Raw genomic sequence first — 13,385 nt, 5'->3', positions numbered from 1 at the left:
TCAGGTGGTGAACGTCATCCGGGAACATCATACGAACGGCGCAAGGAATCACATGAGCACGAACAGTGTGTACATAAACGAAACACTTCATTTGGAACAAATGATAAGTGACCTGCGGGTGATGGGCTATGTGGCTTTTCATCATCATCCGCAAATTACAGGTGAGCTTGAAGATCCGAAAAAGCTGGAAGAACTGAAAAAGCAACTATTGTCGTTTTTTCAACAGCATCATGTATTGTGGATCGAGCTTGACCCGCTAACGCAATATGCGGTGGTGAACAACATGGGGAAGGCCACGGTGTTGAAACTTATGGGTCGGAAAATGAACCCGCTGCGTGATCTGAGAGCGAACGCTGCTTTGGCCGGGCAACCGCTTCACGAGTTGGATCGGGAAATAGAGCGGTTGAATCGGCTGGTTCATCTGTTGCGCTACACCCGTTTTTCTTAGGCGACGGCAGCCAATGTAAAAAAGCATTCACGAAGCATGGTTGATCACATGCCGTGAATGCTTTTTTGGTATCAGCTTACACAGATTTCAAAAACTCCACGATGGTTAGCAAACCCTTATCGAAATTTTCCAAATTAAAATGCTCATTCGGCGCGTGTAAGTTCTCATCCGGCAAGCCGAAGCCCATCAATACGACGGGTGCAGTTAGCACACGGGAGAAGGTTTCCACGATAGGGATGGAGCCGCCGTCCTTGGTAAACAGGGCGCGTACACCATATACCTTTTCAAAAGCATCCGCCGCTGCTTGCAGAAATGCGTGTGACGGGTCGATGTTAAAGGCGTTTGCTTTTTCACCCTGCTGGATGTTCAGCGTGGCACCTGTCGGAACATGGGCTCGCAGATGGCGCTCGATTTTGTCCAGAATGTCCTGCGGATTCTGGTTGGCAACCAGGCGGCACGTAATTTTCGCATGAGCTTCCTTCGGAATGACCGTCTTCGTGCCTTCACCCTGGAAGCCGCCATACACGCCGTTCAGCTCCAGCGTCGGACGTGCCCCGACACGCTCGACGAAGCTGAATCCTTCTTCGCCGTAGAGGGAATCAAGCGCAAGATCCTTTTGCAGCTTGCTCTCATTAAAATCTTGCTTCACGAACTCTGCTCTCATTTCCGCCGATAGCGGCGCGACATCGTCGTAGAAGCCGTCGATGCTGACGCGTCCCTTGTCGTCATGCAGCGTTGCCAGCAAGGACACCAGAGCATGCAGCGCGTTCGGTACACCGCCGCCAAAGGAGCCGGAATGCAAATCCGTATTGGCCGTGTGGATCGCAACTTCCAGTGAGCACAATCCGCGCAGACCTGTGCAAATGGCAGGCTTGCCTTTTTCGATCAGGGAGGTGTCGGATACCAGTACAGCGTCGGCAGCCAGACGGTCGGCACTTGTCTGCAAAAACTCAAGCAGGTTTGGACTGGACACTTCTTCTTCGCCTTCGATGCAAAATTTGATGTTCAGCGGCAACTTGCCTTCCTGCTTCAAAATGGCTTCGACCGCCTTAATGTGCAAGAATACCTGGCCCTTATCGTCTGTAGCTCCGCGAGCATACAGCTTTCCATCACGGATCGACGGCTCGAACGGTGGAGTTTCCCACAGGTGAAGGGGATCGACCGGCTGTACATCATAGTGGCCGTACACGAGGATCGTCGGTTTGCCAGGTGCATGCAGATAATCCGCGTACACCAGCGGATGGCCTTTAGTCGGAATAATTTCAACGTTCTCCAGCCCGGCAGACGTCAGTTTGGCAGCAAGCCAATCGGCTGCTTTGTTAATGTCACCTTTGTGCTCGGATAATGCGGAAATACTTGGAATGGACAACCATTCCTTCAGCTCATCAAGCTGCTGCTCTCTGACCTTTTCAAAATATGCAGAATAACTCATGATTTATGTATCCTCCTCTTTCAATGTGCATTTTTTTGCTATATCCTCCGAATCAAGGCCGTGGATAATATGTATAGTTTACTACGTTTTGCGTCGAACGAAAAATCATGATGGTCGATGTGATAAAAAAAGACGATCTGCTCCGGTCCGTTTAGACCCGAACAGATCGCCCATCCAATAGCGGTAAAGCTACGCTCGAAGGTCCAGTTGACCCCCGAGATGAGGCTGTACGCTTTTTTCCATCATCTGGATCAGTGCTTGTCCCTGTTCACCAGCTTGATCCTTAGCCATACTCAATACCTTCACGCTTACGGCTTGCGCCAAGCTGGCCTGGCTCATACCCGTTGATAATGCTGCGATATCCATGTTTTCATTCCTCCTTTGTCGTGAAGACTCTTACTATTTATCGGTCAGAACTGTTATTTTATTTCATCCAATTGGAATTGTGCCAGCAAATCCTGGAGCTGTTCTGCCAGCCGGGTTAATTCTGCTGCAGAGGAACCAATCTCTTCCATGGAGGCGAGCTGTTCCTCTGCAGCCGCAGATACCGTCTCGGTATGGGATGCGGCTTCTTCGGCAATACGTGTAATTTCCTCCATACTTCCGACCACTGCACTTGTTCCTTGTGCTACTCCTGCTGTAGAAGCTGAGACGTTGTCGAGTTGCTTCGCCGATTTAACGATCGCTCTACGAATACGGGAGAAGGAGCGACCGGACAGGTCAACCGAATTAATGCCTTCGCTTACGCGTTCTTTGGCAGATTCCATTGCGGTCAGGGCCTCGGATACGCCGTTTTGAATCCCTTGAATTTGCTCACGGATTTGTTGTGCCGAATGAGCGGAGTTTTCCGCCAGCTTGCGGACTTCAGTTGCTACGACAGCAAAGCCTTTACCATGCTCCCCGGCGCGTGCTGCTTCAATAGAAGCGTTCAGGGCAAGCAAATTGGTCTGGCTGGCGATTTCTGTAATGACGGTGACAATGGTTCCGATCCGTCCAGATCTCTCACTCAATGCGCCGATAATCGTATCCAGTTCTTCCACTGTTGTGCGAATGCCGTCAATGGAGACGACACTATTGCCGATATGTTCACTGCCTGTATCCGACGCCTGAATGGCCTGAGAAGAGAACGTGGTCATTTCAGTCATGGCCTCGGTCATAGCCGCGATATCTGTTGACATGTCTGACACACGACCCTGATTTTCCTTGGCGCTGTTGGCCTGTCTCTCGCTGCCTGCCGCCACATCCTGAATGGCTTCGGTCACATGCTCAATCGCGCGGGTTGTTTGTTCTGCACCTGCGGCGAGCTCTTGCGAGGAGGCCGACAGATTGCCAGTCATGGCTTGGATTTCTCTGATCATGTTACGCAGGCTATCCACCGTTTTTTGAAAATATCTCGATAATTCGCCGATTTCATCTGTGCTGTTCGTAGCGACATTGATGGAAAGATTGCCTTGGCTGATAGCATCCATAGAATTACGCAATCTTTGGATCGGTTTGAGTATACTGCTGATTAGCCACAGCGCCAGCACACCGATGACGATAGCTGAAATGACCAGCACCACGATGGTCGTGATGAGGATCGGTTTGGCGGAGGCACTTGTTTCCGACTTGTCCATCGTTCCAGCAATTTTCCAGCCGGTCAGAGCATTAGTTTTAAAAATCAGGCTTTTGGATACGCCATTCAGATCATAATTAAAGCTACCTTCCTTGGAGGCAAACAGTTGCGACAGTTTTTCCCCCAATTGGGTACTTCCGCTGACTTCTGTCGGGTGAGTAACGATACGCTTGGTGGTATCCAATATCATGACATAGCCATTTTGACCGATTTTTAAATTCGTAATTTCCTTTAAATTATTCAGGTTCAGGGAAAGACCGAGAACACCGCTATTGTCAGGAAGCGTACGTGAAATATACACAACGGCGACCTTAGCCGTATTGAGTCCGACAGGGCTGATTACGGTTTGCCCGGGTTTCTCCATGGCCTGCTTGTACCACGGACGCTCACGAGGATCGTTTGTGGAGCCTACGGCTTTGCCAATAATGAGTTTTCCTTCGGGAGTTCCTACGAACATATCGAGGGCTTCCGCATGCATTTTCAAATAGATTTGCAGCTCTGTCAGAATGGCTGCATCTGCTTCTGGACTGCTGTCACTAGCTGTCATCGTAGTAGCGTAATATTCGATATCTGCAATTTTAGCTTGAATCGTCTGAGTCACCGCACGGTCGGCTGCGGTAACGCTAGTTGTCGCACTGTCCATTAATTGTTGGTCTGTCTGATTATACGCTGCCTGATAAGAAAAAGAGCTGACAATAATGCTAGGAACAAGCATGACCAGCAGGAATGCCGCAGTCAATTTTTTGCGTAGTGTTAAAGTTTTCAGTCGTTTCATCAAACCCCCTGCTTTCTATGTGCATTTCATTTCTAAAATGCATAATGTATGTATTTACTATCGGTTATTTTAAGCGGATTTGATAGATTTATTACTAATTTGTCTAATTCAAAGAAGAATTGCTCGCATAGTATGGAGTATCTTGCAATTTGGAGGGATAAACAATGGGTTTTTTTCTAGATATGAGAAGTTCCACAAATTCATCCAAAACAGGTGAGGGTCCCGATATCCAGCTGGGTCCTGAACCGGAGCGATTTGGTTTGATTACCCTGCGAACTTTTCTTGTACCGAGTCCGATTGTGACTTTTAGCGGTTCCATTGGGCTGATTGGTGAACTGGGTGATACGTATGCGGTTGAAATCGTACGTGGCACCGATTATAATCCGAGCGAGGTAGTCTATCGAGCCGAAGGGGTATTGGGAGCTACAGGGGTTAATGAAACGCAAGCTTTTAATGCACAGGATCTTTCCGCGCCATGGGCGATACAAACGGTGTATTCATCTTATATTTCCGGTGTATCGACGACGGTTCGTAATGGTCCGGAGGTATTTACTGGCATCGCTTCGACTCCATTTTTCTAAATATATCAGACGAGTATTTCCTTATTAAGACCTTGCCGCCTGTTCATGGTTTTCCTATGATGGTCCAACACCCAGAACACAAATATCCTGGGTGTTGTGACGTTATGTTTACTTCATGAGCGTGGTTCAACAGAGTTGATTCTGCTTCATGGATTATAATTCTTTAAAATTTCTCGCAAATACCCTGTCAACTCATTTGCCGCTTTGGTATGGGCGAGAAGCCCTGGATGGCTGCGAGACCCTAACGTTTCTTCCGTCGTGTTAGGCAGTTGGAACACGGACACATCCCGATCCCTCGTTCTTTTCTTGTACGCGTCTACCGCCCGGTAGATCGCTGGCATCATCGGAGTACCAAGCATCCCATAGACCCACACAATATGGGCAGCAGGATTACAGGCCCGAAGCTTGACAAGAAAATTTTTGGTAGCGTTTTCAAAAACTTGTAAATCTTCTTCATTGAATGTTCCGTCCTCGTTCAAGCGTTGCTTGTACACTTTCCCGCTTGCTGGGTCCGTCCATGCGGGAGAATAGAAGGCGCCCCCGTCATTAGTCCCCAAATTCACCACGACCACATCTGGCTGCCATGAGGTAAAATCATGATCGGAAAGTGCCCCTAATGCTTCATTTCTCTCTCCGATGAGCATACCACATATCTGCTCATAATATGCGGGTATGTTCGCATGCGGATTATTATCCCAACTCGTCAGGACACCCCATCCGCTTTGTGACAATACTCGGTAATCGGCATTTAGTGCTTCGGCAGTTATGGCAGAATAATTATGTAGTGCCGTGAACAACATGGGAACCCAGTCTGTCTCCTCCCTTGCTCCAATTGCTCCTTCTCCCGAGGTAATGCTGTCACCGATAAATTCCACCTTGTAGGGCTTATCGGTGACCGGCAACAATTCTCCGTCAATCCTTAGGGCATGAATTTGCAGCAAGATGCGCGAGTCAAAACTCATAGGCTGGACGTCCTTGACCACCCGGACATTTTTAACCCTGTCAGGATTCATTCCTCTCAAAAGACAAATCCAATGCCGTCCTGCGGTCACCATCAAGCGACTCATCGGGGCACCATTGATAACAATACTGATCCAGTGCTCATACACCTGGTAATCGGCCTCAATTTCAATCCACAGCTCCGAGCCCTTGATATTCAATTCAATGCCGCTGCCTGTCCAAAACAGAGTTAGTGGTTTAAGTGCTTGCGTAGTTCGACCATGAACCTTTACATGCTTAGCTTTTGGAAGTGGATATGTCTTCAATTTATTGTTATGTGTCATTTACGATATCCTCCTCATGATCTCCAATTTAATGCTTGTTTCTATAATATTGTAAAATAAGTGACGTGAAATCTCAAAGTCTATTTTTAAGCAAGTAAGGTTTCAAGGCTTTATATAGATATTCCATGCGCCCCCGGTTTAGGACGGTTTGTGATAGCCAAAAGCACCAGCAAATCTTGAATTTACTGGTGCTTTTTTTGATATGAGAAGCAGAGGCTATCCATTAATTCGCTTTGCCGAACATCACGATGTTAATCGCCTTGCCGAAGTCTATCCCTACTTTGCCAGTGAGTTCTGCCGTTTTTTGTGCCAGTACGACCGCATTGACCCCGCAGGAGAATAGCCCAATATCAAAGTCATCTTTATGCTCTGTGATCCACTGGAGCGTTTCATTCATTTGTTCATATTGATGAAATGCAAGTGTGTGCGAGATATGCAGTTGATACGGCTCAGCTTCAAGGACGGGCTTCACTTCGGCGGCTGTTCGGGTGACGAGCAGTATGCGCCGATTTTTCAGCATGTCCCAGAAAGCGGGTGTCTCAGCCAAATACCGGTTCAGGCAGGCATGGCAGGTCAGCGCGGGAGAGAGGCCGTAGTGAGTAAAAACCTGGTCAGTCAGCTCTCGCTTCATATAGGATGGCGCTTTAATAGATACGTCATCGTATGGCAGGATGCCAGCAATATCGGCTTTACGTACTGCCTCTGCCACCTCATCTCGCAATTCCTTATTCGGCAGGAACAGTCCTTTTTGCCCAAGATTGGCTTTGATTGCCCATCGTTCCTGTAACACCTTTCCCATCGGCCATACGGTATCCTGAGACAAAATCAAATTTTCGCCATCCCCGATACGAATGAATGAGAAGGGCTGCTGTTGATCCAGTGCCAGTTTTAGGTGATTCAGTACCTCATCGATCTCCAGATACTTTGGCTTAGTCATATATGCTTCCTCCCTGTCTATCTATTGCTGATTTGAAATCGCTCTTGGGATTGCTGCAAAATGCTCAATGGTACAAAACTCTGTAATCTATCATATGTCGAAAGCAGCAAGATTTTTGTATGATCGGCTATTCATTTTTGGATTCTACCTATTTTTGAAAGAGTTGATGCATTTGTACGTGCCGTTTCCCCAGCAGTTCCATAACTTGTGAAGAGACGGTTGAAAGGGAGGAAGATGAATGAATCGCAAGATTGTCATAGAGATTAATTTTAATAACTACGGGATGAATCCCAATCGGCTGACACGGGAGTGGATCAGCGAGCGGTTGGATGTATTCAGAACCTTTACACTGCGCAGCTTGCTTAGTCAGACGAATGCGGATTTCTTGTCTGTCGTCAAGCTGGCAGGTGGATGCAGCGACATCGTGGAGGAGGAACTGGCCGAGCGTGAGCCAATCCCCGGCCACATCCGCTTCGGTACGAGCATCGAAAGCAAGCGTCGCATTCACGCATATATCGAAGGCACGGACGAACTGCTAATTGCCCGAATTGATTCCGACGATTTGTATCACCAATCGTTTGTACAGCAGTTGCATGATTACGAATTTCAGCCGGATACGGTCGCGCTGGTGAACCAGATGGGTTACCTGTGGGATGCCGTAGAAGGTCAGATGGCACCGGTATTTCACCGTTCGCCCTCCTTTTATGTGTTCCGCTATCAAGCGAAGGATTATCTGGATGATTATCGTATTGTCATTCCCGGTAAGGGTACGCATGGCTATGTAACGGAGCTGCCACATGAGGTCATTCCGCTTCGCAACTATGTGAACGTCATTCATGCCGCGAATACCTCGGTGAAAAAAGTACCGGCAAAGGATCGGCTGACAGAGGATGAAATGAAGGCTGTGCTGGCTGAATTTCTGGGAACAGGCACCGCAAATTCGTAACGGTCAGGAGGAGATTGTATTGTTCAAAGGAAAAAAACTGCTGGTGACCGGAGGAACGGGATCTTGGGGGCAGCGTCTGACGACGGAATTGCTCAAGGAGGGGCCAGCGGAAATTCGTATTTTTTCACGAGGTGAATTTGCACAGATTGCCATGCAGCGTCAATTCCAGTCTGATCCCCGGTTGAATTTCGTTATTGGTGATATTCGGGATCTACAAGCATTACAAGAGGCATGTCGCGGGGTGGACTATGTGTTCCATCTGGCGGCGTTGAAGCATGTCCCCGTGTGCGAGAGACAGCCGGAAGAGGCTTTCAAGACGAACGTACACGGTACGCAAAATGTAATTCGGGCCAGCATTGAGCAGGGAGTCACCAAGGTTATTGACGTCTCTACCGACAAGGCAGTTGACCCGGTGAATGTATATGGCATGACGAAGGCGATTGGCGGAAGGCTAATGATTCGTGCCAACGATCTGAGTGAGCGCACCCGTTTTGTGTGCATTCGCGGCGGCAATGTGCTGGGTACGAGCGGAAGTGTTGTTCCGCTGTTCAAGCGCCAGATTGCGGAAGGGCAGGATTTGACGCTGACCAGTCCTGATATGACCCGTTTTTTCCTCACGCTTGGAGAGGCTATTGGCTTGCTGCTGAAGGCTTCTGTGGCGGCGATTGGTGGAGAGACGCTGGTTATGAAAATGAAGGGCTGCAACATTGCAGATCTGGCGGAAGTGATGAAGGAGCAGGCAGGTCAGCCAGCGCTGAAGTTGAAGGGCATCGGCATACGTAGTGGGGAAAAGCTGCACGAAGTGCTGATTTCTCCTTATGAGGTGCCGCACACATACCGCTATGATGATCGTTATTTTGTCATTCTCCCACAGCAGGCAGACAAGCGATTACTGAGCCAGTACGGAGGGCTGGAGCGGGTGAGCTTTGATCAATACCGCTCGGACGATGAGTTAATGGACCGCGCAGGCATTGCTGAGCTATTGCGAGGCATGGAGTAACGATGAGAGAGGTGGGTATTTTGCAACTTATAGATAAAATAAGCAAAGGCACGGTAAAGGTTGCGGTGATCGGCCTTGGTTACGTGGGACTGCCGATGGCTGTGGAAATGGCACGAGCTGGTTATGAGGTGTACGGTGTGGATTCAGATCCGGCCAAAGTAGCCAAGCTGCTTCAAGGACAATCGTACATCATAGATATTGGCGATGATGCGTTGGAGGGGCTGATCGGGCAGCGTCTGTATCCGGTTACGGATGTTAAGGTGCTGGAGCATTCGGATATCGTTGTCATCTGTGTGCCTACGCCACTGACGGATGAGCATCAGCCGGATACTTCTTATATTGAAACGGCTATCGACCAGGCAATCCCCTATTTGCGTAAACAGACGCTAATCATTTTGGAAAGCACGACGTATCCGGGAACAACGGAGGAACTGATCCGTCCAGTGATTGAACAGCGCAGGGACTGGACGATAGGTCAGGATTTTTACGTGTGTTTTTCACCGGAGCGCGTCGATCCGGGCAGTGTTTATTTTAACATTCGGAACACGCCCAAGGTGATCGGTGGCTGTACGTCGGATTGCTTGGCAGCAGGAGTAGCCTTTTACGGCTCCTTTCTGGAGCAAATGGTTCCGGTCAGCTCGACAACCGTTGCGGAAGCCGCGAAGCTATTCGAGAATACGTTCCGCAGCGTTAACATCGGATTGGTCAATGAGCTGACGGCGGCCTGTGAGAAAATCGGCATCAACATATGGGAGGTACTGGATGCGGCAGCAACGAAGCCCTTCGGCTATATGCCGTTCTATCCGGGGCCTGGTATCGGGGGGCACTGTATTCCGATCGATCCGCTGTATTTGTCATGGAAATCCGAACAGCATGGGTTTCCGCTGGAATTTGTGGACTTGGCAGACCGTATGAATCGGCGTATGCCACTGTATATAGCGGAGCGAATTGAAGCTCTGCTTGCCAAGGAGGGCAAAGCCATGAACAAGGCCGAGATCATTTTAGCGGGCGTTGCCTACAAAAAAGACATTGATGATGTTCGGGAATCCCCTGCTCTTGTCCTGTTTGAGCGCCTAAAGGAAATGGGTGCTGTGGTGAGCTTCACCGACCCGTATGTAAAGAGCTTTAAGCTGAACAGCGAGGTCATCCCATCTCGTGTGGCGGATTCCCGACTGTGGGAAAGTGCAGATATCGTCGTGATCACGACGGATCATTCGGTGCTGGATTACCAGCAACTGGTCGACCATGCGCCACTGGTGTTCGATACACGCAATGCGACGGTGCATTGCACAGGTGGGCATGTCGTGATTCTGGGACAACCCGATGCAGGGGGGGCCGCCGCTGTTGGCTAACCGTGATCAAGTGAATGAGCGTTATTACGGGCAGATTAACTCGGAGGAATCCCATGAGGCTACCCGTAGCCGAATCCACTGGATTTGCCGCCATGTGCAGGGTCATACTGTGCTGGATGCTGGATGTAGTCAGGGGATAACGTCCATTTTGCTCGGGCGTGAAGGTTTTGAGGTAACGGCCATTGATTTGGAAGAGGGCAGTATTTCATATGCAAAAAAAGAACTTCGTCAGGAATCTGCACCTGTTCGGGGAAGGGTTCATTTTCATTTAAAGGATATTTCTCTATTCGAACGTCCTCCCGGCGGATTTGACACGATTATTTTAGGCGAGATTTTGGAGCATTACGCACACCCTCATACATTGCTTGCTCATGCCTACCGTTTGCTTCATAAAAAAGGGACGCTCGTCCTTTCCGTACCCTACGGATATCATCCGTTTCACGATCACAAGCGAACCTACTATGCCGGGAGCCTGTCCGGTGTGCTCTATCCTTATTTTGATGAACAAGCGCTGGAGGTGCATCACAAATATTTGTGCTTCGCAGGCCGTAAAAAAGCGAAAGAGCTGCGTGAGGCCAAGCCGGGGGCAGAGCATTTGGCCCGCTGGATGGAGTTGGACGAGGAACAATTCCGGCTGGTGGAGCATCAGTATGTTCGCAAAATGAATCAGCGCAAGGCAGTGCTCGACAAGGCGGTACAGCGAATCCGACGTATGGAGAAGCGGGCTTTGCCACCGGAGAGGGATGCACATCCTGAATAGGTAGGCAAGGCGCAGCATGAAGGGGAAAATGCATATACTGATGGCGGGTCACCGGAAAATAGACCGGGAACACAGCCAACGGTAAAGGGGATGGCGTGAAGTCATGACGACGGAAATGCCCAAAACGCATAGTTGTAGCTTGGAAGGCTCTATAACTAAACCTCCCGTCACCATCAGCTTGTGTATGATTGTGAAAAACGAGGAGCAGACGCTTGCCCGGTGTCTGGATTCGGTGGCGGACCTGATGGATGAAATGATCATTGTGGATACTGGTTCCACGGATCAGACGAAGACCATTGCAGCCCGTTATACGGATCGGCTGTATACATTCGACTGGAACGACGATTTTGCCTCCGCCCGCAACGAATCGTTCGACAAGGCCACTTGTTCCTATATCCTGTGGCTGGATGCGGACGATGTGCTGCTGGAGCCAGATCGGGAGCGCCTGTGTTCCTTGAAGCGGCATTTGTCTACGGCTACGGACATCGACGCGGTGATGATGCCACTCCATCTGGCGGAAGGTGAGCAGGGTGAGCCGTTGTTCACCTCGCGCCGTATTCGTCTCGTAAAGAGGGAGCGCCAATACCGCTGGGCAGGGCGTCTGCATGAGTATCTGGTGATACCCGAGGGGCGAATCGTCCATTCAGATGTGGCTGTAACGCACCGCCGCATGGAAGATCACACGCTCCGTAATCAACGTATTCTTGCCCGCTGGATCAGCGAGACCGACAAGCTGGAGGGACGACTGCTGTATTTTCACGCAAATGAGTGCTTTGATCGCAAGGAATATGCCGAGGCGGCAGAGGCGTTCAATCGCCTGCTGGGTGAGCCAAGCGGCTACCGGGAGGACCGGATTACCGCTTGCGTAAGGTTGGCGGAATGCTATCTTCACCTCGGGGAGCCAGAGCAACAACTGGATATTCTGCTGCGTTCCTTCCGATATGATGTGCCGCAAGCGGACGTGTGCTGTATGATCGGTGACTGGTTTTTTACACGAAAAGAGTGGAGCATAGCCGCCTATTGGTACGAAAAAGCACTGGAGCAGCAGGATGTGTCTGGTTTGAGAGCTGTTCCGCTGCCCTGCTACTCCTGGCTGCCGCATGTACGACTTAGTCATTGCTGCGCCAATCTGGGCAAGCTGGACGCTTCATATGAGCATAACCAAAAAGCTTTGCGATATTTGCCTGAGGACCCGTATTTGCTAGATAACGAGCGCAAGCTAAGGAGTGCTATTCAAAAGCCCTCATCCTCAGTTCGTCCTTCAAAATAGTTCAAGCTGTTCCGGTCTGTTGTTCTCTTCGGGTGGCTTGCGGGGTGGAAAGGGTTTAGGCTCCATGCCGAGCATGGTCATGAGCTGCTTGGCGTTAGCGGCGGCATCTCCACCTGAATTGTTGTTGAACATAACGCACACCTCGCGGCTTTGCTGCTCTAGCTCCAGCAATCGGTCCTTCCATTCGGCCAACTCACTCTCATTATACCGATACAGGTAACGAATCTCTCGCCAGTTGGGTGCGGAGCTTTGATTCCAGCCGGACACATTGCGTCCGTGGAGACGTACCACTGTCAGATTGCTGTCCGTAGCCTGCGGCACAATCGGGACGGACCCCAGTCCCGCCTGCGGCTCGTCGCATACGCTGTGTATCCAGCCTTCCTCACGCATAAATGCCAGCGTTTGCTTTCGAAACTCAGGTGTGAACCAGCTTTGGTGTCTGAATTCAAGTACGGATGGGACCTCTCCCATCCTTTTTTTCGTGTCACGCAGCACGGCGACGTTCTCCCGTGTGCAGTCGAACCAGGGCGGGTATTGGAACAGCACAGCCTTGAGCTTGCCCGCTTCGCGGAGAGGCTGTATGGAGGTATGCAATGCTTCGTACATGGCATCAGTTGTTTTGAAATAAGGCTGTTTGCCGCGCGTATGCCCGGTCATGCCCTGATAGGCTTTGACGAGAAATGAAAATGAGTCAGGGGTTTCGGTCGCCCAGCGTGCCATACGATCTGTGGGCTGCACGGCATAAAAAGAACTATCCATCTCCACCACTGAAAAATGGCTTCCATAGACGCTTAATTTTTGATTGGCTTTGGTGCCGACCGGATACAGATCATCGTGATCGCCCCAACCCGTAAGTCCGATTTGAATCATAACGTTGCCGCTCCTTTCCTTCATGAATAGCATCAAAAGGCGTTCCCTTGATTCATTTTAATGATAAAATGGGATGAATCGCATGAAGCTGGTATGAAGTTCCTATGAATATTTAA

At 49.8% G+C, this 13,385-nt stretch carries 13 protein-coding genes; 7 read left to right on the top strand and 6 right to left on the bottom strand.

What is annotated here, in order from left to right; all coding sequences use genetic code 11:
• Positions 1 to 52: 52 nt before the first annotated feature.
• Positions 53 to 448, top strand: coding sequence for a hypothetical protein (locus C1I60_RS00605; RefSeq protein WP_170970714.1), 396 nt, complete (start codon positions 53 to 55; stop codon positions 446 to 448).
• Between the two features lie 76 nt (positions 449 to 524).
• On the opposite strand, the gene C1I60_RS00600 is transcribed toward C1I60_RS00605, so the two are convergent.
• The 3 genes from C1I60_RS00600 to C1I60_RS00590 form a co-directional block, all read right to left on the bottom strand.
• Positions 525 to 1,880: a dipeptidase gene (locus tag C1I60_RS00600; protein WP_137060034.1), complete on the bottom strand. Its 1,356-nt coding sequence runs from the start codon at positions 1,878 to 1,880 to the stop codon at positions 525 to 527.
• Between the two features lie 189 nt (positions 1,881 to 2,069).
• Positions 2,070 to 2,246, bottom strand: coding sequence for a YjfB family protein (locus C1I60_RS00595; protein WP_137060033.1), 177 nt, complete (start codon positions 2,244 to 2,246; stop codon positions 2,070 to 2,072).
• Positions 2,247 to 2,299: 53 nt separating this feature from the next.
• Entirely contained in the window at positions 2,300 to 4,270 is a 1,971-nt protein-coding gene (locus tag C1I60_RS00590; RefSeq protein ID WP_137060032.1) for a methyl-accepting chemotaxis protein, read from the bottom strand.
• Positions 4,271 to 4,434: 164 nt separating this feature from the next.
• Here C1I60_RS00590 and C1I60_RS00585 point away from each other — a divergent pair, with 164 nt between their 5' ends.
• The gene (locus C1I60_RS00585; RefSeq protein ID WP_137060031.1) at positions 4,435 to 4,851 is read left to right on the top strand and encodes a hypothetical protein; all 417 of its coding nucleotides are present in this window, start codon (positions 4,435 to 4,437) and stop codon (positions 4,849 to 4,851) included.
• A gap of 146 nt (positions 4,852 to 4,997) precedes the next feature.
• Here C1I60_RS00585 and C1I60_RS00580 read toward each other — a convergent pair whose 3' ends face one another.
• A complete protein-coding gene (locus C1I60_RS00580) occupies positions 4,998 to 6,134 on the bottom strand; it encodes an SGNH/GDSL hydrolase family protein (RefSeq protein ID WP_137060030.1) in 1,137 nt (378 codons plus the stop codon).
• Positions 6,135 to 6,357: 223 nt separating this feature from the next.
• Positions 6,358 to 7,071, bottom strand: a complete 714-nt coding sequence (locus C1I60_RS00575; RefSeq protein ID WP_137060029.1) for a GT-D fold domain-containing glycosyltransferase — start codon at positions 7,069 to 7,071, stop codon at positions 6,358 to 6,360.
• 238 nt (positions 7,072 to 7,309) lie between these two features.
• Between C1I60_RS00575 and C1I60_RS00570 the strand changes: the two genes are divergently transcribed.
• From C1I60_RS00570 to C1I60_RS00550, 5 genes are all read left to right on the top strand, one after another.
• Positions 7,310 to 8,017: a glycosyltransferase gene (locus C1I60_RS00570; protein WP_137060028.1), complete on the top strand. Its 708-nt coding sequence runs from the start codon at positions 7,310 to 7,312 to the stop codon at positions 8,015 to 8,017.
• 19 nt (positions 8,018 to 8,036) lie between these two features.
• The gene (locus C1I60_RS00565) at positions 8,037 to 9,017 is read left to right on the top strand and encodes a polysaccharide biosynthesis protein (protein ID WP_137060027.1); all 981 of its coding nucleotides are present in this window, start codon (positions 8,037 to 8,039) and stop codon (positions 9,015 to 9,017) included.
• A gap of 2 nt (positions 9,018 to 9,019) precedes the next feature.
• On the top strand, positions 9,020 to 10,369 hold the full coding sequence (locus tag C1I60_RS00560) for a nucleotide sugar dehydrogenase (RefSeq protein ID WP_137060026.1): 1,350 nt from the start codon (positions 9,020 to 9,022) through the stop codon (positions 10,367 to 10,369).
• Entirely contained in the window at positions 10,362 to 11,129 is a 768-nt protein-coding gene (locus C1I60_RS00555; RefSeq protein ID WP_252361497.1) for a class I SAM-dependent methyltransferase, read from the top strand. Before C1I60_RS00560 ends, C1I60_RS00555 begins: the two co-directional genes overlap by 8 nt.
• 151 nt (positions 11,130 to 11,280) lie before the next feature.
• Entirely contained in the window at positions 11,281 to 12,399 is a 1,119-nt protein-coding gene (locus C1I60_RS00550) for a tetratricopeptide repeat-containing glycosyltransferase family 2 protein (protein WP_137060216.1), read from the top strand.
• On the opposite strand, the gene C1I60_RS00545 is transcribed toward C1I60_RS00550, so the two are convergent.
• A complete protein-coding gene (locus tag C1I60_RS00545; protein WP_137060215.1) occupies positions 12,391 to 13,269 on the bottom strand; it encodes a DUF72 domain-containing protein in 879 nt (292 codons plus the stop codon). The two genes, C1I60_RS00550 and C1I60_RS00545, sit on opposite strands and share 9 nt — an antisense overlap.
• Positions 13,270 to 13,385 lie beyond the last annotated feature (116 nt).

Source organism: Paenibacillus terrae (assembly GCF_005217525.1).
In the GTDB taxonomy this organism is placed as follows: Bacteria; Bacillota; Bacilli; order Paenibacillales; family Paenibacillaceae; genus Paenibacillus; species Paenibacillus terrae_C.
Note: the sequence above shows the minus strand (reverse complement) of the source record. Positions and strands in the feature narration are given on the sequence as shown.

Coding starts and splice junctions, on each gene's coding strand:
- C1I60_RS00605 (WP_170970714.1), top strand. CDS start 53: ATGAGCACGAACAGTGTGTACATAAACGAAACACTTCATTTGGAACAA.
- C1I60_RS00600 (WP_137060034.1), bottom strand. CDS start 1,880: ATGAGTTATTCTGCATATTTTGAAAAGGTCAGAGAGCAGCAGCTTGAT.
- C1I60_RS00595 (WP_137060033.1), bottom strand. CDS start 2,246: ATGGATATCGCAGCATTATCAACGGGTATGAGCCAGGCCAGCTTGGCG.
- C1I60_RS00590 (WP_137060032.1), bottom strand. CDS start 4,270: ATGAAACGACTGAAAACTTTAACACTACGCAAAAAATTGACTGCGGCA.
- C1I60_RS00585 (WP_137060031.1), top strand. CDS start 4,435: ATGGGTTTTTTTCTAGATATGAGAAGTTCCACAAATTCATCCAAAACA.
- C1I60_RS00580 (WP_137060030.1), bottom strand. CDS start 6,134: ATGACACATAACAATAAATTGAAGACATATCCACTTCCAAAAGCTAAG.
- C1I60_RS00575 (WP_137060029.1), bottom strand. CDS start 7,071: ATGACTAAGCCAAAGTATCTGGAGATCGATGAGGTACTGAATCACCTA.
- C1I60_RS00570 (WP_137060028.1), top strand. CDS start 7,310: ATGAATCGCAAGATTGTCATAGAGATTAATTTTAATAACTACGGGATG.
- C1I60_RS00560 (WP_137060026.1), top strand. CDS start 9,020: ATGAGAGAGGTGGGTATTTTGCAACTTATAGATAAAATAAGCAAAGGC.
- C1I60_RS00545 (WP_137060215.1), bottom strand. CDS start 13,269: ATGATTCAAATCGGACTTACGGGTTGGGGCGATCACGATGATCTGTAT.